This window comes from Bradyrhizobium sp. 22 (genome assembly GCF_000482425.1).
In the GTDB taxonomy this organism is placed as follows: domain Bacteria; phylum Pseudomonadota; class Alphaproteobacteria; order Rhizobiales; family Xanthobacteraceae; genus Bradyrhizobium; species Bradyrhizobium japonicum_B.
Genome location: NZ_KI519399.1, coordinates 2,332,326 through 2,357,589 on the forward strand (window position 1 = coordinate 2,332,326; position 25,264 = coordinate 2,357,589).

At 64.7% G+C, this 25,264-nt stretch carries 23 protein-coding genes; 13 read left to right on the forward strand and 10 right to left on the reverse strand.

Annotated features, from left to right (window positions below):
* Positions 1–41: 41 nt before the first annotated feature.
* The 7 genes from K410_RS0112355 to K410_RS39465 form a co-directional block, all read right to left on the reverse strand.
* Complete coding sequence (locus K410_RS0112355) at positions 42–1,097, reverse strand: ABC transporter substrate-binding protein (RefSeq protein WP_028135143.1); 1,056 nt, start codon at positions 1,095–1,097, stop codon at positions 42–44.
* A gap of 4 nt (positions 1,098–1,101) precedes the next feature.
* Complete coding sequence (locus K410_RS0112360; protein WP_028135144.1) at positions 1,102–1,434, reverse strand: hypothetical protein; 333 nt, start codon at positions 1,432–1,434, stop codon at positions 1,102–1,104.
* Positions 1,431–2,189: an ABC transporter ATP-binding protein gene (locus K410_RS0112365; RefSeq protein WP_028135145.1), complete on the reverse strand. Its 759-nt coding sequence runs from the start codon at positions 2,187–2,189 to the stop codon at positions 1,431–1,433. The genes K410_RS0112360 and K410_RS0112365 overlap by 4 nt, the downstream gene beginning before the upstream one ends.
* The gene (locus K410_RS0112370) at positions 2,186–2,992 is read right to left on the reverse strand and encodes an ABC transporter permease (RefSeq protein WP_028135146.1); all 807 of its coding nucleotides are present in this window, start codon (positions 2,990–2,992) and stop codon (positions 2,186–2,188) included. The genes K410_RS0112365 and K410_RS0112370 overlap by 4 nt, the downstream gene beginning before the upstream one ends.
* The gene (locus K410_RS0112375; RefSeq protein ID WP_063831417.1) at positions 2,989–3,810 is read right to left on the reverse strand and encodes an ABC transporter permease; all 822 of its coding nucleotides are present in this window, start codon (positions 3,808–3,810) and stop codon (positions 2,989–2,991) included. Before K410_RS0112375 ends, K410_RS0112370 begins: the two co-directional genes overlap by 4 nt.
* Positions 3,811–3,918: 108 nt before the next feature.
* On the reverse strand, positions 3,919–4,740 hold the full coding sequence (locus K410_RS0112380; protein WP_028135148.1) for a FadR/GntR family transcriptional regulator: 822 nt from the start codon (positions 4,738–4,740) through the stop codon (positions 3,919–3,921).
* Positions 4,741–4,814: 74 nt separating this feature from the next.
* Complete coding sequence (locus tag K410_RS39465) at positions 4,815–5,138, reverse strand: hypothetical protein (RefSeq protein WP_155253365.1); 324 nt, start codon at positions 5,136–5,138, stop codon at positions 4,815–4,817.
* 115 nt (positions 5,139–5,253) lie between these two features.
* On the opposite strand from K410_RS39465, the gene K410_RS0112385 reads away from it, so the two are divergent.
* The 3 genes from K410_RS0112385 (at position 5,254) to K410_RS0112395 (ending at position 8,168) form a co-directional block, all read left to right on the forward strand.
* Entirely contained in the window at positions 5,254–6,252 is a 999-nt protein-coding gene (locus tag K410_RS0112385; RefSeq protein WP_028135149.1) for a TRAP transporter substrate-binding protein, read from the forward strand.
* A gap of 84 nt (positions 6,253–6,336) precedes the next feature.
* Positions 6,337–6,852, forward strand: coding sequence for a TRAP transporter small permease (locus K410_RS0112390; RefSeq protein WP_028135150.1), 516 nt, complete (start codon positions 6,337–6,339; stop codon positions 6,850–6,852).
* Complete coding sequence (locus K410_RS0112395) at positions 6,849–8,168, forward strand: TRAP transporter large permease (protein ID WP_028135151.1); 1,320 nt, start codon at positions 6,849–6,851, stop codon at positions 8,166–8,168. Before K410_RS0112390 ends, K410_RS0112395 begins: the two co-directional genes overlap by 4 nt.
* Positions 8,169–8,210: 42 nt before the next feature.
* Here K410_RS0112395 and K410_RS0112400 read toward each other — a convergent pair whose 3' ends face one another.
* Complete coding sequence (locus K410_RS0112400; protein WP_028135152.1) at positions 8,211–9,485, reverse strand: serine hydrolase domain-containing protein; 1,275 nt, start codon at positions 9,483–9,485, stop codon at positions 8,211–8,213.
* A 163-nt stretch (positions 9,486–9,648) separates the two neighbouring features.
* Here K410_RS0112400 and K410_RS0112405 point away from each other — a divergent pair, with 163 nt between their 5' ends.
* Positions 9,649–10,566 (forward strand): intradiol ring-cleavage dioxygenase, encoded by a 918-nt coding sequence (locus K410_RS0112405; RefSeq protein ID WP_028135153.1) that lies wholly within the window; start codon positions 9,649–9,651, stop codon positions 10,564–10,566.
* A 10-nt stretch (positions 10,567–10,576) separates the two neighbouring features.
* On the opposite strand, the gene K410_RS0112410 is transcribed toward K410_RS0112405, so the two are convergent.
* Positions 10,577–12,310, reverse strand: coding sequence for a bifunctional protein-serine/threonine kinase/phosphatase (locus tag K410_RS0112410; RefSeq protein WP_049820024.1), 1,734 nt, complete (start codon positions 12,308–12,310; stop codon positions 10,577–10,579).
* A gap of 60 nt (positions 12,311–12,370) precedes the next feature.
* Complete coding sequence (locus K410_RS0112415) at positions 12,371–13,210, reverse strand: formate/nitrite transporter family protein (RefSeq protein ID WP_028135155.1); 840 nt, start codon at positions 13,208–13,210, stop codon at positions 12,371–12,373.
* Between the two features lie 677 nt (positions 13,211–13,887).
* Here K410_RS0112415 and K410_RS0112420 point away from each other — a divergent pair.
* The 9 genes from K410_RS0112420 (at position 13,888) to K410_RS0112460 (ending at position 25,183) form a co-directional block, all read left to right on the forward strand.
* Positions 13,888–15,207: a CmpA/NrtA family ABC transporter substrate-binding protein gene (locus tag K410_RS0112420; RefSeq protein WP_028135156.1), complete on the forward strand. Its 1,320-nt coding sequence runs from the start codon at positions 13,888–13,890 to the stop codon at positions 15,205–15,207.
* A gap of 64 nt (positions 15,208–15,271) precedes the next feature.
* Complete coding sequence (ntrB, locus tag K410_RS0112425) at positions 15,272–16,168, forward strand: nitrate ABC transporter permease (RefSeq protein ID WP_028135157.1); 897 nt, start codon at positions 15,272–15,274, stop codon at positions 16,166–16,168.
* Positions 16,169–16,181: 13 nt separating this feature from the next.
* Positions 16,182–16,976, forward strand: coding sequence for an ABC transporter ATP-binding protein (locus tag K410_RS0112430; RefSeq protein ID WP_028135158.1), 795 nt, complete (start codon positions 16,182–16,184; stop codon positions 16,974–16,976).
* Between the two features lie 337 nt (positions 16,977–17,313).
* On the forward strand, positions 17,314–18,693 hold the full coding sequence (locus K410_RS0112435) for an MFS transporter (RefSeq protein WP_028135159.1): 1,380 nt from the start codon (positions 17,314–17,316) through the stop codon (positions 18,691–18,693).
* Between the two features lie 122 nt (positions 18,694–18,815).
* Positions 18,816–19,244, forward strand: a complete 429-nt coding sequence (locus K410_RS0112440; protein WP_028135160.1) for a globin family protein — start codon at positions 18,816–18,818, stop codon at positions 19,242–19,244.
* Positions 19,245–19,254: 10 nt separating this feature from the next.
* Entirely contained in the window at positions 19,255–20,472 is a 1,218-nt protein-coding gene (locus K410_RS36785) for an NAD(P)/FAD-dependent oxidoreductase (RefSeq protein ID WP_080672154.1), read from the forward strand.
* Positions 20,473–20,499: 27 nt separating this feature from the next.
* Positions 20,500–23,202 carry a nitrate reductase gene (locus K410_RS0112450; protein ID WP_028135161.1) on the forward strand — a complete coding sequence of 901 codons (2,703 nt, stop codon included), beginning with the start codon at positions 20,500–20,502 and terminating at the stop codon, positions 23,200–23,202.
* A 193-nt stretch (positions 23,203–23,395) separates the two neighbouring features.
* Complete coding sequence (locus K410_RS0112455) at positions 23,396–24,298, forward strand: SMP-30/gluconolactonase/LRE family protein (RefSeq protein WP_049820251.1); 903 nt, start codon at positions 23,396–23,398, stop codon at positions 24,296–24,298.
* 45 nt (positions 24,299–24,343) lie between these two features.
* Positions 24,344–25,183 (forward strand): aldo/keto reductase, encoded by an 840-nt coding sequence (locus K410_RS0112460; protein ID WP_028135163.1) that lies wholly within the window; start codon positions 24,344–24,346, stop codon positions 25,181–25,183.
* Positions 25,184–25,264 lie beyond the last annotated feature (81 nt).

The following is a 25,264-nucleotide window of genomic DNA, read 5'->3' on the forward strand; positions in this document are numbered from 1 at the left end:
CGGCGCGCACGGCGCGCCGGTCTGGACGGTTGCAACAAGGCTCACGGCTTGAACACGTAGCCCGGCTTGATCGCTGCCGTCTCCGGGATCGGCGGCAGATCGGCGAACAGCTCGGGACGATCCTTCATGACCTTGAGAATGTGCTTCGGCTCGATATGCGCGTTGACGTCGAAGGTCGATTTGAGGATGCCGAGACGGGCGAGCCGGTCCTCGGCGCTCCACAGCGCGCGGTAATTGTTCGCCGACAGCCGGCGATCCGCTTGCTGGATGTTGAACTGCATCGCGGTCTCGGCGACCTCCTGCTTCAGTCCCGGTATCCAGCGCGTGGCAACTTGCGCCGCCAGCTTCGGGTTCTTGCGCATCCATTGGTCTGCCTCGGAGACGGCCGCGAGGAATTTCTCGATGGTCTCGCCGTTGGCCTGCACCCACGGGCGAAGCGCCACATTGAAGCCGATATAGGAGATCACGTCGCCGCCCCTGATGATCTCGACGGCGCCCGGCACGTCCTTGCCGGCGACGATCGGCCAGGGATCCCAGCCCGAGAACGCATCGATACCTTTGGCGAGCAGGGCGACCGTCATGTCCGGGGGCGGCGTGTTGACCAATGTCACGTCGTCGGGTTTCAGCCCGGCCTTCTCCAGCGTCGCCAGGATATAGAGATGGTTGATCGTGCCGAAGGATGCCGCGATCTTCTTGCCCTTCAGCGTCGACAGGTCGCCCTTGACGATGCCCGAGCCTTCGCGCGCGATGATCGCCATGGTCGCGTCGGACCCGGCCTTGGTGGCGTTGCCGCTGTAATTGCCGAGCGCGACGAGGTCCATGCCGCGCAGCACGGCACCGATCATGGGCACGCCGACCTGCACGATCTCGCTCTCGCCCGCCTGCAGCGCGTTCAGCGCGTCGACGCCGGTGGCATAGGGACGAGCGATCGTGACGTCGAGCCCGTACTTTTCGAAGAAGCCGCGCTCGAGCGCGATCGGCAGGCCGATCTGGTCGATGCCGGTGACCATGCCGGCCTTCAGTTTCGTCAGGTTCTGGGCGCTCGCCGGCACCATGCCGGCGAGAAGCGCTAGTCCAAGCAGCACGAGTCGTTTCATAGTCTCAGCCTCCCTCTTTTATCGGCCCCACCGCCGTCACCCAGTAGGGCCGGGCGACGGCATTGAGGTCCGTTCTTTTGACGCCACGCAATTCGATCGAATGCTCGTCCGTGCCCGACACGCGTCCGTATTGCTGGAACGCGAGCACATGGAATCTCTCCGGCGTGAACGGCAGCTCGATCTGGACATTCACTTTTTCCGACGTGCCTTTCAGCTCCGGCGCGATCTTGCCCGGGGCCGCGATCGTCAGCCAGAGCTGAAACAGCGCCCAGGCCGCGACGGCGCCGAGCACGACGCGTGCCTTGGTCGAGCGCAAGACGTCGGAGGCGATGCTCATGCCGCGCGCACCATCTGCAGCACCCGCGCGGACAGCTGCTTGAACCGGTCGTCCTTGACGAGGTCGTCCCAGACGCGCGGACGAGGAAGGTCGACCGCGATCTGGTCGAGCACGCGTCCCTTCGACAGCACGACCACGCGGTTGGCGAGAAACACCGCTTCAGCCACGTCATGGGTGATGAAGATCACCGTCGGTCTGCGCTCCTGCCAGATCCGGGTCAGCTCCTCCTGGAGCGTCATGCGCGTCTGCGCGTCGACGCTGGCGAACGGCTCGTCCATCAGCAGGACGTCGGGGTTGTTGGCGAGTGCGCGCACCACGCCGACGCGTTGCTGCATGCCGCCGGAGAGCTCGTTGGGATAGCGATGCGCCGCGTGCGACAGCCCGGCCAGCGCGAGATATTCGCGCGCGATGCGGTCGCGCTCGGCCTTCGGCACGCCACGCATCTTCGGGCCGAAGCCGACATTGTCGAGCACCGTCTTCCAGGGAAACAGCGCGAACGACTGGAACACGACGCCGCGCTCGGGGCCGGGCCCGTGCACCGGCTTGCCGTCGAGCAGGATGTCGCCCTTCGAATAGGGAATGAAGCCGGCGATCATGTTCAGGATCGTCGTCTTGCCGCAGCCGGAGGGGCCGACCACCGAGATGAACTCGCCGGGCTCGACGTCGAGCGAGACGTCGTGGACGGCGGTGACGTGTGCGCCCGCATAGGGGTCGAAATAGGTCTTGCCGAGATTGCGCAGCGAGAGCGTCTTCATGATGTCACCAATCCCCAACGCTGGCCGGTCGCGCGCTCGAGCGGCGCGAGGATCCAGGCGTCCACGATGTACCAGAGCAATCCGAGAATGATCATGCCGAGGATGATCTCGACGGTGGAGCCGGCGCGGCGGGCGTCGAACATCATGAAGCCGATGCCGGAGGTGCCGACGATCATCTCGACGGCGATCAGTGCGCGCCAGCCATAGCCGAGCCCGTTGCGCAGGCCGGTGATGATGTTCGGCAGCGCGCCCGGCAGCGTCACCTCCCACAGCACGCGCGCCCGCGAGGCCCCGAGGCTCAAGGCGGCACGCGCGAGGTCCCGCGGCACGGATTCGACGCCGAGCACGGTGTTGAGCACCACTGGGAACAACACGGTGTAGACGATGACGAAGGTCATCGTCGTCAATCCGAAGCCGAACCAGATCAGGAGGATCGGCAGCCAGGCGATGTCGCCGATGGCCTGGAAGAACAGCAGCACCGGCCAGCAGATGCGGTGCGCCCAGCGGCTGGTGCCGATCAGGATGCCCAGGGGAATGCCGAGCGCCATGCCGGCCGCGGCGCCGGTCGCGAGCCGGATCAGGCTGTCCTGGAGATAATCGGGCAGGATGCCCTTGTAGGTCAGCGTGAAGAACGCGCGCATGACGTCGGCCGGTCCGGGAAAGAACGCGCGCGGAAACAGACCGGCCTCGCTCACCGCGGTCCACAGCGCCAGCACCGGGATGAACGGAATGATCGCGGCGAGCCCCGGCCAGCGCTGGGTCAGGCGGGTATAGCCCGCCCAGATTTGCAGCATCAGATTCATGCGCGCCTCACCATGCCCCAGCGCTCGATGGTCGCGCGCTCGAGCGGGACCAGCAGCAGACGATCGATCAGAAGCCAGAGAACGCCGATCACGATCATGCCGAACACGATCACCTCGGTGCGGTAGAAGTCGCGGGCGACGAACAGCATGTAGCCGAGCCCGACATTGGTCGCGATCATCTCGGCCGCGATCAGGCCGCGCCAGGCAAAGCCAAGGCCCGTGCGGATGCCGGTGACGATGTTGGGGAGCGCGCCCGGCAGCAGCACCTCGGTCAGCAGCGCCCAGCGGCCGGCGCCGAGCGAGGCGGCAGCGTTGCGCAGCGTGTGCGGAATGGTCCTGACGCCGAGCAGGGTGTTGTAGGCGACGACAAAGAACACGGCATTGAAGATTACGAAGACGATCGCGCCAAAACCGTAGCCGAACCACAGCGTCGCGATCGGAATCCAGGCAATGCCGGCGAGCACCGAGAAGAAGCGGAACAGCGGCGTCAGGAAGGACGCGACCGCAGGGCTCACACCCATGGCGATGCCGAGCGGCACGGCGGTGGCGATGCCGATCAGCGTGCCCAAGGCGACGCGCAGGAGGCTTGCGCCGACATGGGCGAACAACGTGCCGTCGCGGATCGAATCCAGCGCGGCGGTGCCGACCGCACCGACGGAGGGAAACACGCGCGGATTGACGTTGAAGAGCGGGACGACGGCGGCCCAGATCGCGACCAGGGCCAGCAGCGGCGCGACGAACATCGCGATTCCCGCCAGCGAATTGACGCTGCGGATCAGCCGCGACGATCGACCTTTCAGACTGCCCGTCACTTGCATCTGGCCTCCCTCGCGTTCAGCAATGCCTGTGCCGGCATTTCGCGCTGATTACTCCACGGTCCTGCAACAGATCCCGGGCGAAGCAAGGCTGTGGCCCGAGCCCTCGTGTTACGGGTCATGACGTCTTCTCTTGCGCTTGAGGGGCGACGTCCTGGTCACGCGCACGTCCGATCCGCCCGCTCTGCGTGTCGCCGCAGCGATGACTGTCTTGCGGTTCGACAGCTTCAATCGGGTGTAGCCCAGCAGCCGTTCCATCGCGGCACGCGCCTTTTCCGGGTTGCCGCTCTCGATGGCCCGCGCCGCCGCCGCGTGGTTCGGCAGATTGTCCTTGAACCAGCCGCCGGGGCCCCCGACGGCGACGGTGAATACGGTGCTCAGAATGGTATCGATCGCGCCGCGAAAGCCCTGAAGCACCGGATTGTGGGTCGCGTCCAGGATGGCAAGATGGAAAGCCTTGTCGGCTGCGAGAGCGCTGGCCTGGTCTCTTGCCGTCTGCATCGCAGCCAGGGCCGTGTCGATCCGCCAGCGGTCGTTCCTCGTGGCACGTTCGGCGGCGAGCGCTGCGGCGGCCGGCTCGATGATCGAGCGCACCTCCTGGATTGCCAGCAGAAGGTCGCGATCAGGCTCGTCCTGGCCGACGAGCCAGCTCAGCACGTCGCGGTCGAGCAGGCTCCATTCGTGGCGCGGCAGCACGTGCGTGCCGTGGCGCGGCCGCACGCTGACGAGACCCTTCGCAGCGAGCGTCTTGATGGCCTCGCGTACCACGCCGCGTCCGACGCCGAACCGGGTTTCGAGCTCAGGCTCGGGCGGCAGAGTCGTCCCCACGGGAATGAGATCCTGGGCGATCTCGCGGCCGAGCGTTGTCAGCACGGCGCGAATGCGGCCGGGCTTGATCGGCTTGTCGACGGGGCTCGGGCGCGCTCTTGCCACTCTTATGTTCTCCCGCCCCGGCCGGTCCCAGCCGGTTCATTTATTTTTGGCTGCCACGCCCGGCAGCGGCACAATCATCCGATGTTTAACATCGGATGATTGGGCGAAGGCAAGCTGAATTGTCGCAGGGATCGCTGTGTTGCGCTGCGATATGCAAAGGGGGGCGACGTCCAGCGTGCAGATGAGCGGTGGCAGATGTCGTTGTCCGTCGTCGCCATTGAAAACAGCTGGCGGCCGGATCTATCGGCCAGCAGCAGGATGCTGGCATCCCCGCGGCGCTGCGCCACTGCACAAACGTCATGGGCCAGAGATGAAAGCTGCAGTGCAATAGACGGCGTGTCGGCCGTTCCTGCGTCGAACTGTATCAGCGGCAAGCTTGTCAGCGTCCGGCCGGGCATCCGAATTGGGCTTCCGTGCCGCCATGGATTTTCATACCCTCTCTGCACGCAAGCCGCATACCGGCTGCACTCACGGCCCGGCGACAGGGTCGGAGCATCAAAGGGAGGGGAGACGATGAAGCGAAGGTCATTTCTCGCTGGTATCGGCGCGACCACTGCGGCAGCTACGATCGGCATGCCGTCGATCCTGCGGGCGCAAGCGCCGGTCACGCTGAACGGCGCGGTCCAGTTCAACGACGACCATGCCTTCAACCGGGCTCTGCTCCGGTTCGAGGAGCTGGTGAAGAAGTATTACGGCAAGCCCGTCAATTTCACCCTGCACAGGAACTCTTCGCTCGGCCTCGAGAAGCAGTATTTCGAGTACATGTCGCAAGGCAAGGCGGTCGATTACGGCATCGTCTCGCCGGCGCATATGTCCACCTTCGCCAAGGCGGCCCCCTTCATCGACGCGCCTTTCGTGTTCAAGGGCATCGAGCACATGAACAAGGTGGTCGAGGCCAACATCCTGGCGCCGGTCGCCGACGAGGTTGCTGCCAAGGCCGAGGTCGTTCTCATCGGTTACGCCGGCGGCGGCATCCGCAACATCTTCGCCAACAAGCCGCTCAAGAACCTCGCCGATCTCAAGGGGCTCAAGGTCCGCGTGCAGGGTGCGCCGATCTGGTCGAAGACCTTCGCGGCGGTCGGCATGAGCCCGACCGTCATTGCCTATAACGAGGTCTACAACGCGATTCAGAACGGCGTGATCTCGGCCGGCGAGAACGAAGCGGCCGGCGTCGAGGCGATGAAATTCTACGAAGTCGCGCCGCATCTCAACCTGACCCAGCACGCGGTGTCGATCCGGCCGATCTGCTTCTCCGTGAAGACGCTGAAGACCTTGCCGAAGGATCTGCAGGACGCGATCATGAAGGCCGGCAAGGAGGCCGGCGATTACGGGCGTAAGCTCGAGTCGAGCGAGGAGGTCGTCAAGCTCGACACGCTCGAAAAGGCCGGCAAGCTCAAGCGCGTCCCCTTCGAGGAGCGGGACGCCATGAAGAAGCTCGCCGATCCCGTGATGGCTACCTACGCCAAGGAGATCGGCGCGGAAGGCATTTTCGAGAAGATCAACGCCGTCTGAGATCCTTGCGTCCGCCGAGAGCACATCCGGGCAGGCCCCGCTTCCTGCCCGGAGTTGGCGGATGTTTCGCCGCTGGGAGTTCCAATGACTGAAATGCCCGTCCCGTCCACACCGTCGCTGTGGCGCCGCGTTACGGCGGCCTATGCCAAGTTGTTGGAATTCCTGCTGGCGGCCTGCGTCGGCATCCTCGTTGTTCCGGTCACGCTGCAGATCATCTCACGCTACACGCCGTTCATTCCTTCCTACATCTGGACGGAGGAAATGGCGCGCTTCATGTTCATCTGGACGATCATGATCGGTGCCATGGTCGGCGTGCGCGAAGCGCAGCATTTCGAGGTCGACGTGTGGCCCGACCTGTCGCGGCGCTCGGAAGCCGCAGTGCGGATACTGGCGCGTCTCGGCATATTGGCGCTGGCGCTGGTGTTCGTAACGGCGGGCCTCGAGTTCACCCGCTTTGCCTGGAACAGAACGTCGGAGCTGGCCGATCTGCCGCTTTGGCTGATCCACGTCGCCTGGCCGGTTGCCGGGGTAACGTGGATCGTGTTCGCGGGCGAGCAGATTCTCGATGAAGTGCGCGTTGTGGTCGGGGCAAGGCGATGAGCGGCAATGTACTCTCCGCCGGACAGGCCGCGATGGTGCTGTTCGGGGTCTTCGTCGGCCTGCTCATCGTGCGCGTGCCGGTCGCCTTCGCGCTCGGCCTTGCCTGCGTGCCGATCCTGCTGATCGAGCCGCGCCTGTCGCTAATGACGCTCGCGCAGGAAACCTTCAATGCCTACAATTCCTTCATCCTGCTGGCGGTGCCGTTCTTCCTGCTGACGGCCAACCTGATGAGCATCGGCGGCATCACCGATCGATTGGTGTCGCTGTCGCGCTCCATGGTCGGGCATTGGCCGGGCTCGCTCGCGCAGATCAACGTCGTGCTGTCGGTGTTCTTTGCCGGGATATCGGGCTCCTCGACGGCCGATGCGGCGAGCCAGTCCAAGATCTTCATCGATGCGCAGACCAAGGAGGGTTACGATCTCTCGTTCTCCATCGCCATCACGGCGGCCTCCGCGGTTCTTGCGGTCGTCATTCCGCCCTCGATCCTGATGATCGTCTGGGGTGGGCTGATCTCGACCTCAATCGCTGCGATGTATCTGGCCGGAATCGTGCCCGGCCTGCTGATCGCGGGCGCGCAGATGGCGACGGTGCACGTCTATGCAGTGCGCCGCGGCTATCCGACCTATCCGAAGTCGAGCTGGGTCGACATGCGATGCGCCATCTGGCGTTCGATACCGGCGCTGATGACGCCGTTCATAATCGTCGGCGGCATCCTGCTCGGTTGGTTCACCGCGACCGAGTCCGCCTGCGTCGCCGTGCTCTATTCCGTGGTGCTCTCGGCGTTCTTCTACCGCGAGACGGGGATCCGGGAATTGTACAGGGCCTTGCTCGATACCGGCCGCCTCGCCGGCGTGGCGCTGTTCTGCGTCGGTACCGCCAGTGCGTTCGGCTGGCTGCTGGCCTATTACAAGATCCCGCAGGAGCTGCTGGCCAACGTCTCGACGTGGGGCATGGGCGCTGTTGCGGCCGGGTTCTTCATCGCCTTCTGCTTCCTGGTGGTGGGCTGCTTCCTCGACGCCATCCCGGCCATCATCATCGTCGGCACCGTGCTGGAGCCGCTGGCCAAGTCCGTCGATCTTCATCCCGTCCAGTTCGCGATCATTTCCATCGTCTCGCTGGCCTTCGGACTGGTGACGCCACCTTATGGCCTGTGCCTGATGATCGCCTGTTCGATTGCGGGCGTACGGCTGCGCTATGCGCTGAAGGACACGGTGATCATGCTGATCCCGATGCTGCTGGTGCTGGCGGCCGTCATCATCTGGCCCAGCGTGTCGCTGTTCCTGCCGCGCCTGATCGTGCCGGAGATGCTGAAATGAACGCGATCCCGCGGCCGGCGGCCGCGGGCTCCGTTCGGCTGGCTACAGGTTGCTCTCGGTGATGGCCGCGTACACCATGCTGCGCAGCTCGCGCCGGATCGGATACGCGCTCGACGGCAGCACCTGCGTCATGAAGATCGTGATCAGCTCTTCAGCCGGATCGATCCAGAACGAGGTTGTCGCCGCGCCGCCCCAATTATATTCGCCGGGGCTGCCGGCGATCAGCGTTTCGGCGGGACGCATCGTCACGGCAAAGCCGAGGCCGAAGCCGATGCCATTATAGGTTGCTTCGGAGAACAACGAGCGGGATACCTCCGGCAGCGCGCGGCCGCCCGGAATGTGGTTGCTTGTCATCAGCGCCAGTGTCTTGGGTCCGATCAGCCTGACACCGCCGAGCTCGCCGCCGTTGAGCAGGGCGCGGCAGAAGGTGAGATAGTCGGCAACCGTCGAGCACAGCCCGCCGCCGCCGGAGATAAAGGAGGGCGGAGACAGAAAAGAGCTCGTCGCCGGATCGTCCTGCAGCGTCAAACCTTCGCGGCGCTGGCCGGCATGGAAGGTCATGCCGCCACCGGGATCGGCGGAATAGCAGGCGGCAAAGCGATGCGCCTTCGAGGCCGGCACGTGGAAATCGGTGTCTGTCATGCCGAGCGGATCGAGGATGCGTGATTTAAGGAATTGCTCGAAAGGCACGCCGGAGATCTTGCCGACGAGATAGCCGAGCACGTCGGTCGAGACTGAATAATTCCAGGCGTCCCCCGGCGAGAACTCCAGCGGGATCTTGGCCAGGCCCTCGATCATGGTCTGGAGCGTGCCCGACTTCTCGACCTCGCCGATCTTCTCGCTGCGGTAGGCGGCGTCGACATTGGAGCGCTGCTGGAAGCCGTAGGTGAGGCCGGAGGTGTGGCGCAGCAGGTCGACGATCAGCATCGGCCGGGACGGCGGCCGGGTCAGGAACGCCGGATAGGTGCCGGCGACGAAGACGCCGAGGTCCTTCCATTCCGGAATGTATTTGGCGACGGGCTCGTCGATCGCGACGAGGCCTTGCTCGACCAGCATCATGAAGGCGACGCTGGTGAGCGGCTTGGTCATGGAATAGATGCGGTAGATGGTGTCGTCCTTCACCGGCAGCTTGCGCTCGACATCGGCAAGGCCCTGGACCGAGCTGTGCGCGACCTTGCCGCGGCGGTAGACCAGAAGATGCGTGCCCGGGAATCGGCCGGCATCGATGTACCGGCTCTTCAGATGCGCATCGACGCGGTCGAGCGCGGCCTTGGACATGCCGACGGATTCGGGCGAGGCGGGGGTGGGCGCGAGCATCAGTTTCCTCCGGGCAGTTCTGTCTGTTCGTTGATAGCGAAATGACGGCCTCATTCCAAGCCGCTCGCGCTTAACGCAGGGGGCCCGGCTGGTGTAGGCTGTCCCCTGGAACGCCTCCAGGCGGCCCCCGGGGGCGAACGAGAAAAACACAGGGCAAACCATCATGACCCAGTTCAACGAGACCGATCTTACCGAAGCCGTCATCAGGAGCTTCGACAGCACCCCCGATCCCCGCGCGAAATTCCTGCTCCAGGAATTGGTGAGGTCGCTGCACGATTACGTGAGCAAGACCGGTCTCACCTTCGAGGAGTGGGACTACGCGATCGATTTCTTGACCCGCACCGGGCAGAAATGCACCGATACGCGCCAGGAGTTCATTCTCCTGTCCGATGTGCTCGGCGTGTCCATGCTGGTCGACGCGGTCAACCATCGCGACCGCGAGGGCGCGACACAGACCACCGTACTGGGCCCGTTCTATGTCGGCGAGCACAAGGTGACCGCGCACGGCACCGACATCTCGCCGCACAATCTCACCGGCGAGAAGATGTTCGTGCAGAGCCGCGTCACGGATCTGAAGGGCAAGCCGCTCGCGGGCGTCCCCGTCGACGTCTGGCATGCCGATGACGACGGCTTCTACGATTCACAGAAGCCGAACTACGACGAGGTCGGCGCCTCGGCGCGGGCGCGCTTCATCACCGACGATGACGGCCGTTTCTTCTTCCGTACCATCCTGCCTTGCAGCTACCCGATTCCGACCGACGGCCCGGTGGGCGAGATGATCGTGCAGACGGGCCGCCATCCGATGCGCCCCGCGCATGTGCACTTCCTGGTCAATGCCAAGGGCTATGAGCCGCTGATCACCCACGTCTTCATGGACGGTGACAAATATCTGGATTCAGACGTGGTGTTCGGCGTCAAGGACGACCTCATCGCCAAGGTCGAGCCGCGCACCGAGCCCACGATGCCCGACGGCACCAAGGCAAGCGGGCAATGGCACCTGATGACTTACGAGTTCCACCTCAAGCCCGGTGGCGGCGTGGCGCCGAAACCGCTGGGGGTGAAGGCGACCGAGTCGGCGTGAGGCGGCGTGCCTACCGCGCGTGCAGCAAAGCCAGCAGCACGACGACCGCGCAGGCGAGCACCGCCGTTGTCAGCTTCCAGAACATCAGCGGGCTGCGCTCGAGCAGCGGCGTGATCCGGGTGTCGAGATAGGCCGGGTTGGGCGTACGCAGCTCGAAGATGAACTCCGAGAGATCCTCGTGCCGTTTGTAGGGATCGGGATGGAGCGCGCGCCGGAGCGCGCCGTCGATCCATGCGGGCACATTGCGGTCATCGTCGGCCGGGCGATATTTGAGCTTTCGCACGTCCGCCTTGCGGCGGATCCTGGCGATCTGGGCGCCGTAGGGCAGCTTTCCCGTCAGCATCTGGTAGCAGATCACGGCCAGCGAAAACATGTCGGAGCGCGGCGAGCCGCCTTGCCCGAGAAAATATTCCGGGGCGGTGTACTGCATCGTTCCCAGGATTTCGTCGGCCTCGTCCGGCGGTGCGGCCTCGGCGACGCCGGCGACCCTGACCGATCCGAAGTCGATGATCTTCGCGGTGCCGGTCTTGTCGATCAGGATGTTGTCGGGCCTGAGGTCCTGATGCAGCATCTCCATGCGATGGAAGGCGCGCAGGCCCGCGGCGATCTGCTCGATGATGCCACGCACGGTTTCGAGATCGGGCCGCGGATTGTCGGTCATCCACTGCTTCAATGTCTGCCCCTCGACGAATTCCGTGGCGACGTAGAGATAGCCGCGCCGCCGCGACTGCGACAGCGGCTTGAGCACATGCGGGCTGTCGATCCGCCGCGCGATCCACTCCTCCATCAGGAAGCGCTTGAGATAGGCGGCGTTGTCGCGCAGGTCGACCGAGGGCAGCTTGAGTGCGACCGGCTGCTCGGTCTCGGTGTCGACGGCGAGGTAGATATGGCTGCGGCTGCTGCCGTGGATCTCCCGGACGATCCGGTAGCCGTCGAACATCGCCCGCGGCTCCGGTAGCGAAGGCAGCGGCAATTCCGAGCTCTGATTGAAGATGCCGGCCGGCTCGCGCTGCGGCACCGCGTCGATGCGCAGGATCTGGACGGTGATGTTGTCGTCGCTGCCGCGCCGGTAGGCTTCCTCGACGATGGCCTTGGCCGCCGCGTCGAGGTCGGCATGTTCGTTGATCGCGCTCGTGATGTAACGCGCATCGACGAACTCATAGGCGCCGTCGGTGGCCAGCAGGAAGGTGTCACCGGCCTCGACCTCGAACGCCTGGTAGTCGATCTCGAGCTGCGGATTGATGCCGAGCGCGCGGCCGAGATAGGTCTGCTCGGACGAGACGATGATGCGGTGATCGTCGGTCAGTTGCTCCAGCGCCTTGCCGGCGACGCGGTAGATGCGGCAGTCGCCGACATGGAACATGTGCGCGGTGGTCGCCTTGATGACCATGGCGCTGAGGGTGCAGACATAGCCCTTGTCGCGGTCATAGGCATATTGGCTCTTGCGCGTCTGCGCATGCAGCCAGGAATTGGTCGCCTCCAGCACGCGGCGGGCGGAGGTCTTCACCGTCCAGGATTCCGACGTGCAGTAATAGTCCATCAGGAAGCTCTTGACCGCCGACTCGCTGGCGATCTGGCTCACGCTGCTGCTCGAGATGCCGTCGGCGAGGACCGCGGCGATGCCCTTCAGGCTGAGCAGCGGCTCCTCCGGAATCAGCACGCCGTGGAAATCCTGGTTGACGGGCTTGCGGCCCTTGTCGGAATGCTGGCCGACCGAAATCAGGAGTCCGCGGGTCATCGTCATCACCGGGAGAGGGGAGCCTCACCCTGCTCGGGCAAGGCTCCCCTGTCGAGACGGATTCGATCAGGCCGCGACGCGGGGCTTGGCCGCCCTGTCGATTTGGCGCTTCGGCAGGGTCATCACGTGCGTGGCGTAGAGGGTCATGCCGGTGAAGGCGAGGCCGCCGACGAGGTTGCCGAGCACGGTCGGGATCTCGTTCCAGATCAGATAATCCATGATCGAGAACTTGGCGCCGAGCAGCAGGCCCGACGGGAACAGGAACATGTTCACGACGGAATGCTCGAACACCATGTAGAAGAACACCAGGATCGGCATCCACATCGCAATGACCTTGCCGGGCACCGAGGTCGAGATCATGGCGCCGACGACGCCGGTCGAGACCATCCAGTTGCAGAGCATGCCACGCAGGAACAGCGTCGCCATGCCCGCCGCGCCGTGCGCGGCGTAGCCGAGCGTCCGGCCCTCGCCGATATGGCCGATAGCCGCGCCGACCTTGTCGGGGGCTTGGGTGAAACCAAACGTCGTCACGAAGGCCATCATGAAGGCCACGGTGAAGGCGCCGGCGAAGTTGCCGACGAAGACGAGACCCCAATTGCGCAGCACGCCGCCAAGTGTCACGCCCGGACGTTTGTCGATCAGGGCGAGCGGCGAGAGCACGAACACGCCGGTCAGGAGGTCGAAGCCCAGGAGGTAGAGCATGACGAAGCCGACCGGAAACAGCAGCGCGCCGACCAGCGGCTGCCCGGTGTTGACGTTGATGGTGACGGCGAACCACGCCGCCAACGCCAGGATGGCGCCGGCCATATAGGCGCGGATGATGGTATCCCGGGTGGACATGAAGATCTTGGACTCGCCGGCATCCACCATCTTGGTGACGAATTCCGAAGGCGCGAGATACGACATTCAATGGTTCCTTTGCTTCGTAAGTGAGATCGACGCGCCCTCCACGAGAGCGCGGCTGAACGTCCTGGGTCGTGCGGGCGGCCGGCCGCGCACGGGGCTATGGAAGGTTTGGAAGCCGTGGGAATCGCGTCACGAGGATTGCGCCGGCGAGGGCCGCGAAGCAGGTGAGCTTCCGGATGCAGCCGCCAGAGGCTGCAACAATGCGGCAAGCCGCAGTCTTCGTTGACGCCAATGGAAATGCAAGTTGTGTGCCGCATGAGTGCGCTTGAAAGATGTAGCAAAATCAATGAGATGTCCTTTTGGGCAGGTGTCCTCCCACGCTTCCCTTGGCCTCTTGCACGAGCTTCTGCACAAGGTTTGTGCGTCGCACAAGAATCAAGCAGCCCGCAAATTTCACGAGCGGAACCGGCCTGCGGCAGGCTGGCGCAGTGTCATTAAAATATTGATTTTCAAACATTTTTTGCAATGTCGGCCTTGGCACGAAGCTTGAATGGTTCCAGCCGACGCCATTGAAGCCGTCCCGCGAGACTTCTCATCCGATTTGCCGACGCCACCAAGGCGGGGGTCTCCCCCGTCGCGCGTTCGCATGCGCCAAAGATGGCGCCGCCGGACGGACGGGCTGCTCGTGTGCACAGACGCCACTCAATTCTGCAACGACGCAAAGGACGACACTGCCTATGACCAAGCGCACCCGCCGGCCCGCGGAGACGGGCCTTAGCCGCCGTCAATTGTTGAAAGCCACCGGCTCCACCGCCGCACTTCTCGCCGCAGCAAAGCTGAATTTCCCCGCCGGCGCCTTCGCGCAGGACGCAGGCCCCGAGGTCAAGGGCGCCAAGCTCGGCTTCATCGCGCTCTCCGATGCCGGACCGCTCTTTGTCGCCAAGGACAAGGGCCTGTTCGCCAAATACGGCATGCCCGACACCGACGTGCAGAAGCAGGCCTCATGGGGCACCACGCGCGACAATCTCGTGCTCGGATCCGAAGGCAACGGCATCGACGGCGCGCATATCCTCACGCCGATGCCGTATCTGATCTCGGCCGGCAAGGTGACGCAGAACAACCAGCCGACGCCGATGTACATCCTGGCGCGGCTCAATCTCGACAGCCAGTGCATCTCGGTCGCCAATGAATATGCCGACCTCAAGCTCGGCGTCGATGCATCGCCCTTCAAGGCGGCGCTGGAGAAGAAGAAGGCCTCCGGCAAGGCGGTGAAAGCCGCGATGACTTTCCCCGGCGGCACGCACGATCTCTGGATCCGCTACTGGCTCGCCGCCGGCGGGATCGACCCCGACAAGGACATCGAGACCATCGTGGTGCCGCCGCCGCAAATGGTGGCCAACATGAAGGTCGGCACCATGGATTGCTTCTGCGTCGGCGAGCCCTGGAACCTGCAGCTGATCCATCAGAAGATCGGCTACACCGCTGTCAACACGGGCGAACTCTGGAACAAGCATCCGGAAAAATCCTTCGGCATGCGCGCCGCCTTCGTCGACAAGTACCCCAAGGCCGCCAAGGCGCTGCTGATGGCGGTGATGGAAGCCCAGCAATGGGCCGACAAGTCCGAGAACAAGGCTGAGCTTGCCGCCATCATGGGCAAGCGGCAGTGGATGAACTGCCCGGTCGAGGACGTGCTCGACCGCAGTGCGGGCAAGTTCGACTACGGCATCCCCGGGAAGGTGGTCGAGAACTCGCCGCATATCATGAAGTACTGGCGCGACCATGCCTCCTATCCCTTCCAGAGCCACGATCTCTGGTTCCTCACCGAGGACATCCGCTGGGGCAAGTACGAGGCTGGCTTCGACACCAAGGCGCTGATCGCCAAGGTCAATCGCGAGGACATGTGGCGCGATGCGGCCAAGACCCTCGGCGTCGCGGCTGCCGACATTCCGGCTTCGACCTCGCGCGGCAAGGAGACTTTCTTCGACGGCAAGGTGTTCGATCCGGAAAATCCGGCTGCCTATCTGAAGTCGCTCGCGATCAAGCGCGTCGAAGTCTGATGGAGCCCTGCGGCCGCCCGCGGGGCGGCCGCATCGTCCCCGCCAAAGCCGGAGAGAGATAGCGATGAACATGCCTGCCACGAAGATCGAGCTTGAGACCGCGACGCCTGCCGCAGCCGCTGCACCGGTCGTCGCGATGACGCCGAAGCGGCCGCCGCGCGCCGAGACCTACGCGCGCATGGCACGGGAGACCGCAGTGCGCGTGATCCCGCCTCTGGTCGTGATTGCGCTACTGACGCTGGTGTGGGAGCTGATCTGCCGCCGCGCCGGCTCGGCGCTGCCGCCGCCCTCAAAAGTGTTTGCGGATACCAAGGAGCTGATCCTCGATCCGTTCTTCGACCATGGCGGCATCGACAAGGGGCTGTTCTGGCATTTGTCCGCCAGCCTGCAGCGCGTCGCCTTCGGCTATTCGCTCTCGGCCATCGCCGGCATCGCGCTCGGCGTGCTGGTCGGCCAGTCGGTCTGGGCGATGCGCGGGCTGGATCCGCTGTTTCAGGTGCTGCGCACGATTCCGCCGCTGGCCTGGCTGCCGCTGTCGCTCGCCGCGTTCCGCGACGGTCAGCCCTCGGCGATCTTCGTCATCTTCATCACCTCGATCTGGCCGATCATCATCAACACGGCGGTCGGCATCCGCAACATCCCTCAGGACTATCGCAACGTCGCGGCGGTGGTGCAGCTCAATCCGCTCGAATTCTTCTCCAAGATCATGATCCCGGCGGCGGCGCCCTACATCTTCACGGGCCTGCGCATCGGCATCGGCCTGTCGTGGCTTGCGATCGTCGCGGCAGAAATGCTGATCGGCGGCGTCGGCATCGGCTTCTTCATCTGGGACGCCTGGAACTCCTCGCACATCAGCGAGATCGTCCTGGCACTGTTCTATGTCGGCATCATCGGCTTCGTGCTGGACCGCCTGATCGCGGGTCTCGGCAAGATCGTCACCCGCGGCACCGCGCAGAACTGAGAGGAGGGGACACATGACCGCCTATCTGAAGCTCGACCACATCGACAAGGTCTTTACCCGCGGCGCCGCCACCACGGAGGTCTTGAAGGACATCAACCTCACGATCGAGAAGGGCGAATACGTCTCGATCATCGGCCATTCCGGCTGCGGCAAGTCGACCCTGCTCAACATCATCGCAGGGCTGACCGGCGCCACCACGGGTGGCGTGCTGCTGGAGAATCGCGAGGTCAACTCGCCGGGGCCCGACCGCGCCGTGGTGTTCCAGAACCACAGCCTGTTGCCGTGGCTCACGGTCTACGAGAACGTCAGGCTCGGGGTCGACAAGGTCTTCGCCAAGACCAAGTCCCGCGCCGAGCGCGACGCCTGGGTGATGCACAATCTCAACCTGGTGCAGATGGTCCACGCCCGCGACAAGCGCCCGTCCGAGATCTCCGGCGGCATGAAGCAGCGCGTCGGCATCGCCCGGGCGCTGGCGATGGAGCCGAAGGTGCTGCTGCTGGACGAGCCGTTCGGCGCGCTCGACGCACTGACCCGCGCGCATCTGCAGGACTCCGTGATGGCGCTGCATCAGAAGCTCGGCAACACCATCCTGATGATCACGCACGACGTCGACGAGGCCGTGCTGTTGTCCGACCGCATCGTGATGATGACGAACGGGCCGAGCGCGCGCATCGGCGAGGTGCTGGACGTGCCGCTGGCACGGCCGCGCAAGCGGCTCGAGCTTGCTACCAATGCGACCTATTTGAAGTGCCGCCAGCGCGTGCTCGAATTCCTCTACGAGCGTCATCGCTTCGTCGAGGCCGCGTAAGCAGAGTTAACGTGAACCACGCGCACGCCCAATTAATCGACAGCAAGCTCAATCCTTGTGCGCCGCACAAGGATTGAGCGAATCGCAAATTTGCCGTGCGAACAAGCCCTGCGAAAAATTCGGGCAACGCGAATAACGTTCTGAAATCCCTGTCTTTCCCGCGTGCGCGCAACTGGCACGGAAATTGAAATGTATTTGCGCGACGCCAACGACGACGTCCCTCAACATCATCAATCAGCATCGTGAACTCGCCACCGGGGTGAAGCCTCGGAGCGCGCCTCCGTGGCCGGAGGCTGAGCCTGCAACGACGCAGCGGTGAGCCTGGAAGGGATACTCAATGACGAAGAATCCAACCTGGATTTCAGATTGGCGCCCCGAAGACGAGGCGTTCTGGAATGCGACCGGCAAGACCATCGCGCGACGCAACCTGATCTGGTCGATCGTGGCCGAGCATATCGGCTTCTCGGTCTGGCTGATCTGGAGCATCGTCACCACCAAGCTGCCGCAGGCCGGCTTCCACTACACCACCGACCAGCTGTTCCAGCTCGTCGCGGTGCCGGGGCTGATCGGCGCATTGATGCGCTTTCCCTACACCTTCGCAGTGACGACGTTCGGCGGCCGCAACTGGACCATCTTCAGTGCGGCGATCCTGTTCATTCCGACGTTGTCGCTTGCCTATTTCGTCAGCCAGCCCGACACGCCGTTCTGGCTGATGCTGCTGGTGGCCTCGGCCGCGGGTCTTGGCGGCGGAAATTTCGCCTCCAGCATGACCAATATCTCCTTCTTCTTCCCCGACCGGATGAAGGGGTGGGCGCTCGGCCTGAATGCGGCCGGCGGCAATATCGGCGTCTCCAGCGTGCAGCTCCTGACCCCGATCCTGATGGCGCTGGCCGTCTTCAATCTGTATCAGGCGACGCCCGTCGACGGCATCTACCTCCAGAATGCCGGCCTGATGTGGGTGCTGCCGATCGCCATCGCAGTGCTCGGCGCGGTGTTCTTCATGAACAATCTCACCACCGCGAAATCGTCGGTGAAGAACCAGCTCGCGATCGTCAAGCGCAAGCACACCTGGATCATGGCGTACCTCTATATCGGCACGTTCGGCTCCTTCATCGGCTATTCCGCGGCATTTCCGCTGCTGATCAAGACGCAATTCCCGGCCATCTCGATCTCGATCGCGTTCCTGGGGCCGCTGGTCGGCTCGCTGTCGCGTCCCTTCGGCGGCTGGCTCGCCGACAAGGTCGGGGGCTCCATCATCACCTTCTGGAACTTCATCCTGATGGCGGCGGCCACCGTCGGCGTGCTGTACTTCGTCGGTCACAAGGATTTCACCGGCTTCCTGTCGATGTTCCTGATCCTGTTCGTGACGACGGGCATCGGCAACGGCTCGACCTACCGCATGATCCCTTCGATCTTCCGCGAGCAGAACCTGTTCAAGGTGCGCGGCAAGGGCGATGCGGAGCGCGCGGCCGCCATGAAGACGGCGAGCATCGAAAGCGGCGCGGCGGTCGGCTTCATCGGGGCGGTCGGTGCGGTCGGCGGCTACCTGATCCCCAGCGGCTTCGGCAAGTCGATCGCCTTGACCGGCGGCCCGCAGCTCGCGCTTGCGATCTATCTAGGCTTCTACGCCTCCTGCCTCGCTCTGACCTGGTGGTTCTACCTGCGTCGCAGCCCGCAAAGCGAAGGCGCGCCAAGCCTCGCTGAGGCTCGCGTGTAGCACTTGGTACAAATCTCGCTTCTCCCCGTACGCGGGGAGAAGTCCCTCTGATGACGTTTGATCCATGAACTTTTTCCGCAACGGCGCGGACGAAGGCAGACCGAAGCAGACAGGAGAACATCATGACGCCAGAACAGATCGCCCTCATCCAGCAGAGCTTTTCCAAGGTCGCGCCGATTTCGGAGCAGGCCGCGGTGCTGTTCTACGATCGTCTGTTCGAGGTGGCGCCGTCCGTGCGCGCGATGTTTCCCGAGGACATGACCGAGCAGCGCAAGAAGCTGATGGGCATGCTCGCCGCCGTCGTCGGTGGCCTGTCGAACCTGGACTCGATTCTTCCCGCGGCCTCCGCGCTCGCCAAGCGCCACGTCGCCTACGGCGCGGCGCCCGAGCACTATCCCGTGGTCGGCGCGACGCTGCTGTGGACCCTGGAGAAGGGCCTTGGCGAAGCCTGGACGCCCGAGCTGGCAAAGGCCTGGACCGACGCCTACGGCGTGCTGTCCGGCTACATGATGTCCGAGGCCTACGGCGCACAGCCGCAGGCCGCCGAATAGGAGATGTCTCGTGAGTGAACCGCTGGTCATCGTCGGTAACGGTATGGCGGCCGCGCGTCTGGTCGACGAGCTCGCCAAGTCCGCGCTCGGTCGCTACGCGGTCGCCGTTATCGGCGAGGAGCCGCGGCTCGCCTACAACCGCGTGCTGCTCTCATCCGTGCTGGCCGGCGAGACCGGCTCGCACGAGATCGAGCTGCGGCCGGCGGACTGGTGGCGCCATCGCGGCGTCACCGTGCGCTACGGCTATCGCGTCACCGAAATCGATGTCGGCCGCCGCGAGCTCAAGATCGAGGGCGAGGAGAGCATGGACTATTCCAAGCTCGTGCTCGCCACCGGCTCGACGCCGCTGCGCCTCAATTTGCCGGGCGCCGACCTCGCCGGCGTGCACACCTTTCGCGATACGCGCGACGTCGACCTCTTGCTGACGCTGGCCGCGGCCAGGAAGCGCGTCGTTGTCGTCGGAGGCGGCCTGCTCGGACTTGAAGCTGCCTACGGCCTCGCCAAGGCGGGGGCGCCGGTGACGCTGCTGCATCTGATGGACCGGCTGATGGAGCGCCAGCTCGACGGGCCGGCGGCAGCTCTGCTCAAGACGCTGGTCGAGCGCAAGGGCATCCGCATCCTGCTCAACGCCTCGACCGCCCGCATCCATGGCGATGGACATGTCGAGGCCGTCGAGCTTGCCGATGGTAGCCGTATCGAGGCCGACGCCGTGATCTTCGCTGCCGGCATCAGGCCGAACGTCGCGCTGGCGAAAGAGGCGGGGATCGCTGTCAATCGCGGCGTCGTCGTCAACGACGTGATGCAGACGTCCTCGTCCGACATTTTCGCGCTCGGCGAGTGTGCCGAGCATCGCGGCACCTGCTATGGCCTGGTCGAGCCCGCCTATGAGCAGGCGCGGGTGCTGGCGCGGCACCTGGCCGGCCGGCCCGCCGCCTATCAGGGCAGCGTCGTCTCGACCAATCTGAAGGTGTCCGGCGTCAGCGTGTTCTCCGCCGGCGATTTCATGGGCGGGGAGGGCAGCGAAAGCCTGGTGCTGACCGACCGCAGACGCGGCACCTACAAGAAGCTCGTGATCGCAGACGGCCGGCTCACCGGTGCGGTGCTGATCGGCGATAACGCCGATGCGCTCTGGTATCTCGAGTTGATCCGCAATGGCGACAAGGTGACGGCGATCCGCACCGACATGATGTTCGGCCGCGCGCTCGCGCGTCCTCCCAGGGCGGCGTGACCGACAAGCTTGACAAGGCAGTTCGACATGACGGCAATCGATCCCTCGCTCCGCGCCACCAAGACGACCTGTCCCTATTGCGGCGTCGGTTGCGGCGTGCTGGCGACGCCCGACGGCAAGGGTGGCGCGGCGATCGCGGGTGATCCTGATCATCCCGCCAATTTCGGCCGGCTCTGCTCCAAGGGCTCGGCGCTCGGCGAGACCGTCGGACTGGAAAACCGGCTGCTCTATCCGATGATCCGCTGCAAGGGCGTGCTGGAACGCGTCGCCTGGAGCGATGCGCTCGATCACGTCGCCCATCGCATGCAGCACATCGTGGCCCGCGACGGTGCCGACGCGGTCGCGTTCTATCTCTCCGGCCAGCTCCTCACCGAGGACTATTACGTCGCCAACAAGCTGATGAAGGGTTTTGTCGGCACGGCCAACGTCGACACCAATTCGCGACTCTGCATGTCGTCCTCCGTCGCCGGTCATCGCCGGGCCTTCGGCGCCGACACCGTGCCCGGCTGCTACGAGGATCTCGACCAGGCCGATCTGCTCGTCTTCGTCGGCTCGAATGCGGCCTGGTGCCATCCGGTGCTGTTCCAGCGCATGCTGAAGAACCGGCAGGAGCGCGGCGCACGGATGATCGTGATCGATCCGCGCCGTACCGACACCGCCGAAGACGTCGACCTGTTTCTCGGCCTCAAGCCGGGCACCGATACCGCGCTCTTCTCCGGGCTGTTCGTCGATCTCGTCGACAACGGCGCGTTGGACACGGATTACGTCGCGAACCACACATCGGGCTTCGAGGACGCGCTGGCGCGCGCGCGGAGCATCGCCGGCAGCGTCCGCGCGACGGCGCTTGCCACGGGCCTGTCCGAGCAGGACGTCGCCACCTTCTTCAGGATGTTTCGCGAGACGCCGCGCGTGGTCACGCTCTATTCGCAAGGCGTCAACCAGTCGGCGCAGGGCACCGATAAGGTCAACGCGATCCTGAACTGCCATCTGGCGACGGGGCGGATCGGCAAGCCGGGCGCCTCGCCGTTCTCGCTCACCGGTCAGCCCAATGCGATGGGCGGCCGCGAGGTCGGCGGCCTCGCCAATATGCTGGCCGCTCACATGGGCTTCACGCCGCCGGACATCGATCGTGTCAGGCGGTTCTGGAAGGCGCCGCGCATCGCCACCCATGAGGGCCTGAAGGCGGTGCAATTGTTCGAGGCCATCAACCGCGGTGAGGTCAAGGCGCTCTGGGTGATGGGCACCAATCCCGCGGTGTCGCTGCCGGATGCGGACTTCGTGCGCGAGGCGTTGAAGAAGCTTGAGCTGTTCGTGATCTCCGAGAATGTGCTGTCCAACGACACCGTCGAGGCGGGTCCGCATGTGCTGCTGCCGGCGCTGGCCTGGGGCGAGAAGTCGGGCACGGTGACCAATTCCGAACGCCGCATCTCGCGCCAGCGCTCGTTCCTGCCGGCGCCGGGCGAGGCGCGCCCCGATTGGTGGATCCTGAGCGAGACCGCAAAGCGTCTCGGCTTCGGCGACAGTTTCAACTACAAATCCGCCGCCGAGATTTTCCGCGAGCACGCCGCGCTCTCGGCATTCGAGAATGATGGCAGCCGCGATTTCGACATCGGTGCGCTGACTTCGCTGTCCGACGAGGGCTTCGACGCCCTGAAGCCGGTGCAATGGCCCGTGCGCGACGGTGGCGCGCCCGGCGAGCGTTTCTTCGCGAGCGGCGGCTTCTTCACCAATGACGGCAGAGGCCGCTTCGTCGCGCCGGAGGTGCCGTTACTGCGCAGCGAGACCGGTCCCTCGCGCCCCCTCAGGCTCAACACCGGACGCATCCGCGATCAGTGGCACACCATGACGCGCACCGGCCTCAGTCAGCGGCTCGGCGCGCATCTGCCCGAGCCGTTCGTCGAGATCCACCCCGATGACTCCAGCAAATATGGCATCGTCCATGACGGCTATGCCCGCCTCACCACCGACTACGGACAATGCATCCTGAAAGCTGTTGTGAGCGATCGCCAGCAGCGCGGCGCGCTGTTCGTGCCGATCCACTGGAGCGCGATGAATGCCTCGCACGGCCGCGTCGGGGCGCTGGTGCAGTCGTTCACCGATCCGTTCTCCGGACAGCCGGAATCGAAGGCGACGCCGGCCGCGATCGCGCCGTATGAATTCGTCTTCCGCGGCTTTGCGCTGTCGCGGCAGCAGCTCGATCTTCCATCAAACGTGTTGTGGACCCGCGTCACGGTCGCCGGCGGCTTCGGCTATCTGTTCGCCGACAACGCGGATCTGTCGCGCTGGCCGGCTTGGCTCGACGGCATCGCCGGCGAGGACGTCGCCGAATATCGCGATTTTGGCGGCGGTATCTATCGCGCCGCCTCCTTCGCCGGTGATCGCATCGAGGCCTGCCTGTTCGTCGGCCCCGGGCATGACGCCGGCGATTGGGAGGTGGTCAAGACTGCCTTTGCGGCCGATCACGTCAGCGACGAGCAGCGCCGTATGCTGCTCTCGGGCAAGTCGACCGAGGGGGCGGCCTCGACCGGGCCGATCGTCTGCGCCTGCTTCGGCGTCGGTCGCGGCACCATCTGCGACACCATCGCCGCCGGCGCGCGCACGGCGGCCGAGATCGGTGCCGAGCTCAAGGCCGGCACCAATTGCGGCTCCTGCATCCCCGAGCTGAAGCGGCTGATTGCGGCGACGGATGTGCCGGTGAAAGAAGCCAAGCTCGCCGGCGCGGCGGGTTAGGCCTCGTAGGGTGGGTTAGCGCAGCGTAACCCACCCCTTCTGCTGCCGCGGAGATGAAAGAGGTGGGTTACGCCTTCGGCCAACCCACCCTACGCAGCGCTCGCGCCGCTGCCATGTCTCCACCCAATCGACGCGCCCTCGATAGTGCCCTATGCTGCCGCGCGCTCTCCCTCAACAATCACAACAACAAATGATGTACCTGGAAACGCCGCCGCGGCCGATCGAAACCACGCTGTTCTCCGCCATGCCTGACAAGTTCCGCCGCAAGGGGGTGCGGAGCGATTGGGCCGATGCCAACCGGCCACATGTGCCGACTGACAGTTTCATCGAAGGGCCATCCTTCGACACGGACGGCAACCTCTACATCGTCGACATTCCCTTCGGCCGCATCTTTCGCGTCGCGCCCGACGGGGAATGGTCGCTGGTGATCGAGTACGAGGGATGGCCGAACGGGCTGAAGATCGCCGCCGACGGCCGCATTCTGGTTGCCGATTACATGCACGGCATCATGGAGCTCGATGCCAGAGCAGGCCGCATCAAGCCGGTCGTGACCGCGCGCAATTCGGAATCGTTTCGCGGCTGCAACGATCTGCATCTGGCCTCCAACGGCGATATCTTTTTCACTGATCAGGGCCAGACCGGCCTGCATGACCCGAGCGGCCGGGTCTATCGGCTGGCATCGAACGGCCGGCTCGATTGCCTGATCGATACCGGCATCAGTCCCAACGGCCTGGTGCTCGACCCGACCGAAACCGTGCTGTTCGTGGCAATGACGCGCGACAATGCGGTGTGGCGGCTGCCGTTCATGAAGGATGGCAGCGTGTCCAAGGTCGGCCGCTTCTGCTCGCTGTTCGGCACCAGCGGTCCCGACGGCATGACGATGGATGCGAAGGGCCGCTTGTTCGTCGGCCACGCCTCGCTCGGCCACGTTTTCGTGTTCGCCCCCAACGGCGAACTGATCGCGCGGATCAAGTCGTGCGCGGGGCCGAACTGCACCAACGTCGCGATCGGTGGCGCCGGGAAAGACAGGCTCTATATCACGGAATCATCGACCGGCAGCATTCTGGTCGCCGACATCAGCGGATTGAACCCGTGAGCTTGGTAGCGGTTGGCTGAGCTGAAGAACCACAGCGGAGCGAACATGAACGCAAAACCCTTCGGCCGAACCGGCGCCGACGTTTCCGTCATCGGGCAGGGCACCTGGTATCTCGACCACGGCGACCGCGAGCGCGCGATCGCCGCGCTTCAGCGCGGGCTCGATCTCGGCATGACGCATATCGACACCGCCGAGATGTACGGCGATGCGGAGCTCGTCATTGCCGATGCCATTGCGGGACGTCGCGACGAGGTGTTCCTGGTCTCCAAGGTGCTGCCGAGCAACGCCTCGCGCCGCGGAACCATCACTGCCTGCGAGCGCTCGCTGAAGCGGCTCAAGACCGATCGCCTCGACTGCTACCTCCTGCATTGGCGCGGTTCCTATCCGCTGCAGGATACCGTGGCCGCGTTCGAGGAGCTGGTGCAGGCAGGCAAGATCAAGTCCTGGGGCGTTTCCAATTTCGACGCCGACGATCTCGACGAGATCCTCGAAGTCTCCGGGGAAGGCCGGATCGCCTGCAATCAGGTGCTCTATCATCTGAAGGAACGCGCGATCGAGCATGCGGTGATCCCCTGGTGCGAGAGGCATGGCGTCGCGGTGGTCGCCTATTCCCCCTTCGGCCACGATGATTTCCCGGATGCGCGCAGCAAGGGCGGCGCCGTGCTGGCGCGCATCGCAGAGGCGCGTCGCGCGACGCCGCGTCAGGTCGCGCTGAGCTTCCTCACCCGTGCGACTACGGTGTTCGCGATTCCGAAGGCGTCATCGGCGGAACATGCCGGCGAGAATGCGGCGGCCGGCGACCTCGTGCTGACGAGGGACGAGATTGCGGCACTCGATGCGGCGTTTCCGCGCGGGGCGAAGCCGCGCAGCCTGCCCATGCTGTAGTGCACAAACACCCATTATTAACGGAGCATTGACGCGCGCGGCGGCCCGCGCATATCGGCATCCTGTTTTCGGAAGTTGTGA

Excerpts from the sequence above, each read along its gene's own strand:
- K410_RS0112355 (WP_028135143.1), bottom strand. The coding sequence starts at position 1,097 with ATGAAACGACTCGTGCTGCTTGGACTAGCGCTTCTCGCCGGCATGGTG.
- K410_RS0112360 (WP_028135144.1), bottom strand. The coding sequence starts at position 1,434 with ATGAGCATCGCCTCCGACGTCTTGCGCTCGACCAAGGCACGCGTCGTG.
- K410_RS0112365 (WP_028135145.1), bottom strand. The coding sequence starts at position 2,189 with ATGAAGACGCTCTCGCTGCGCAATCTCGGCAAGACCTATTTCGACCCC.
- K410_RS0112370 (WP_028135146.1), bottom strand. The coding sequence starts at position 2,992 with ATGAATCTGATGCTGCAAATCTGGGCGGGCTATACCCGCCTGACCCAG.
- K410_RS0112375 (WP_063831417.1), bottom strand. The coding sequence starts at position 3,810 with ATGCAAGTGACGGGCAGTCTGAAAGGTCGATCGTCGCGGCTGATCCGC.
- K410_RS39465 (WP_155253365.1), bottom strand. The coding sequence starts at position 5,138 with ATGCCCGGCCGGACGCTGACAAGCTTGCCGCTGATACAGTTCGACGCA.
- K410_RS0112385 (WP_028135149.1), top strand. The coding sequence starts at position 5,254 with ATGAAGCGAAGGTCATTTCTCGCTGGTATCGGCGCGACCACTGCGGCA.
- K410_RS0112390 (WP_028135150.1), top strand. The coding sequence starts at position 6,337 with ATGACTGAAATGCCCGTCCCGTCCACACCGTCGCTGTGGCGCCGCGTT.
- K410_RS0112395 (WP_028135151.1), top strand. The coding sequence starts at position 6,849 with ATGAGCGGCAATGTACTCTCCGCCGGACAGGCCGCGATGGTGCTGTTC.
- K410_RS0112400 (WP_028135152.1), bottom strand. The coding sequence starts at position 9,485 with ATGCTCGCGCCCACCCCCGCCTCGCCCGAATCCGTCGGCATGTCCAAG.
- K410_RS0112405 (WP_028135153.1), top strand. The coding sequence starts at position 9,649 with ATGACCCAGTTCAACGAGACCGATCTTACCGAAGCCGTCATCAGGAGC.
- K410_RS0112410 (WP_049820024.1), bottom strand. The coding sequence starts at position 12,310 with ATGACGATGACCCGCGGACTCCTGATTTCGGTCGGCCAGCATTCCGAC.
- K410_RS0112415 (WP_028135155.1), bottom strand. The coding sequence starts at position 13,210 with ATGTCGTATCTCGCGCCTTCGGAATTCGTCACCAAGATGGTGGATGCC.
- K410_RS0112420 (WP_028135156.1), top strand. The coding sequence starts at position 13,888 with ATGACCAAGCGCACCCGCCGGCCCGCGGAGACGGGCCTTAGCCGCCGT.
- ntrB (WP_028135157.1), top strand. The coding sequence starts at position 15,272 with ATGAACATGCCTGCCACGAAGATCGAGCTTGAGACCGCGACGCCTGCC.
- K410_RS0112430 (WP_028135158.1), top strand. The coding sequence starts at position 16,182 with ATGACCGCCTATCTGAAGCTCGACCACATCGACAAGGTCTTTACCCGC.
- K410_RS0112435 (WP_028135159.1), top strand. The coding sequence starts at position 17,314 with ATGACGAAGAATCCAACCTGGATTTCAGATTGGCGCCCCGAAGACGAG.
- K410_RS0112440 (WP_028135160.1), top strand. The coding sequence starts at position 18,816 with ATGACGCCAGAACAGATCGCCCTCATCCAGCAGAGCTTTTCCAAGGTC.
- K410_RS0112450 (WP_028135161.1), top strand. The coding sequence starts at position 20,500 with ATGACGGCAATCGATCCCTCGCTCCGCGCCACCAAGACGACCTGTCCC.
- K410_RS0112455 (WP_049820251.1), top strand. The coding sequence starts at position 23,396 with ATGTACCTGGAAACGCCGCCGCGGCCGATCGAAACCACGCTGTTCTCC.
- K410_RS0112460 (WP_028135163.1), top strand. The coding sequence starts at position 24,344 with ATGAACGCAAAACCCTTCGGCCGAACCGGCGCCGACGTTTCCGTCATC.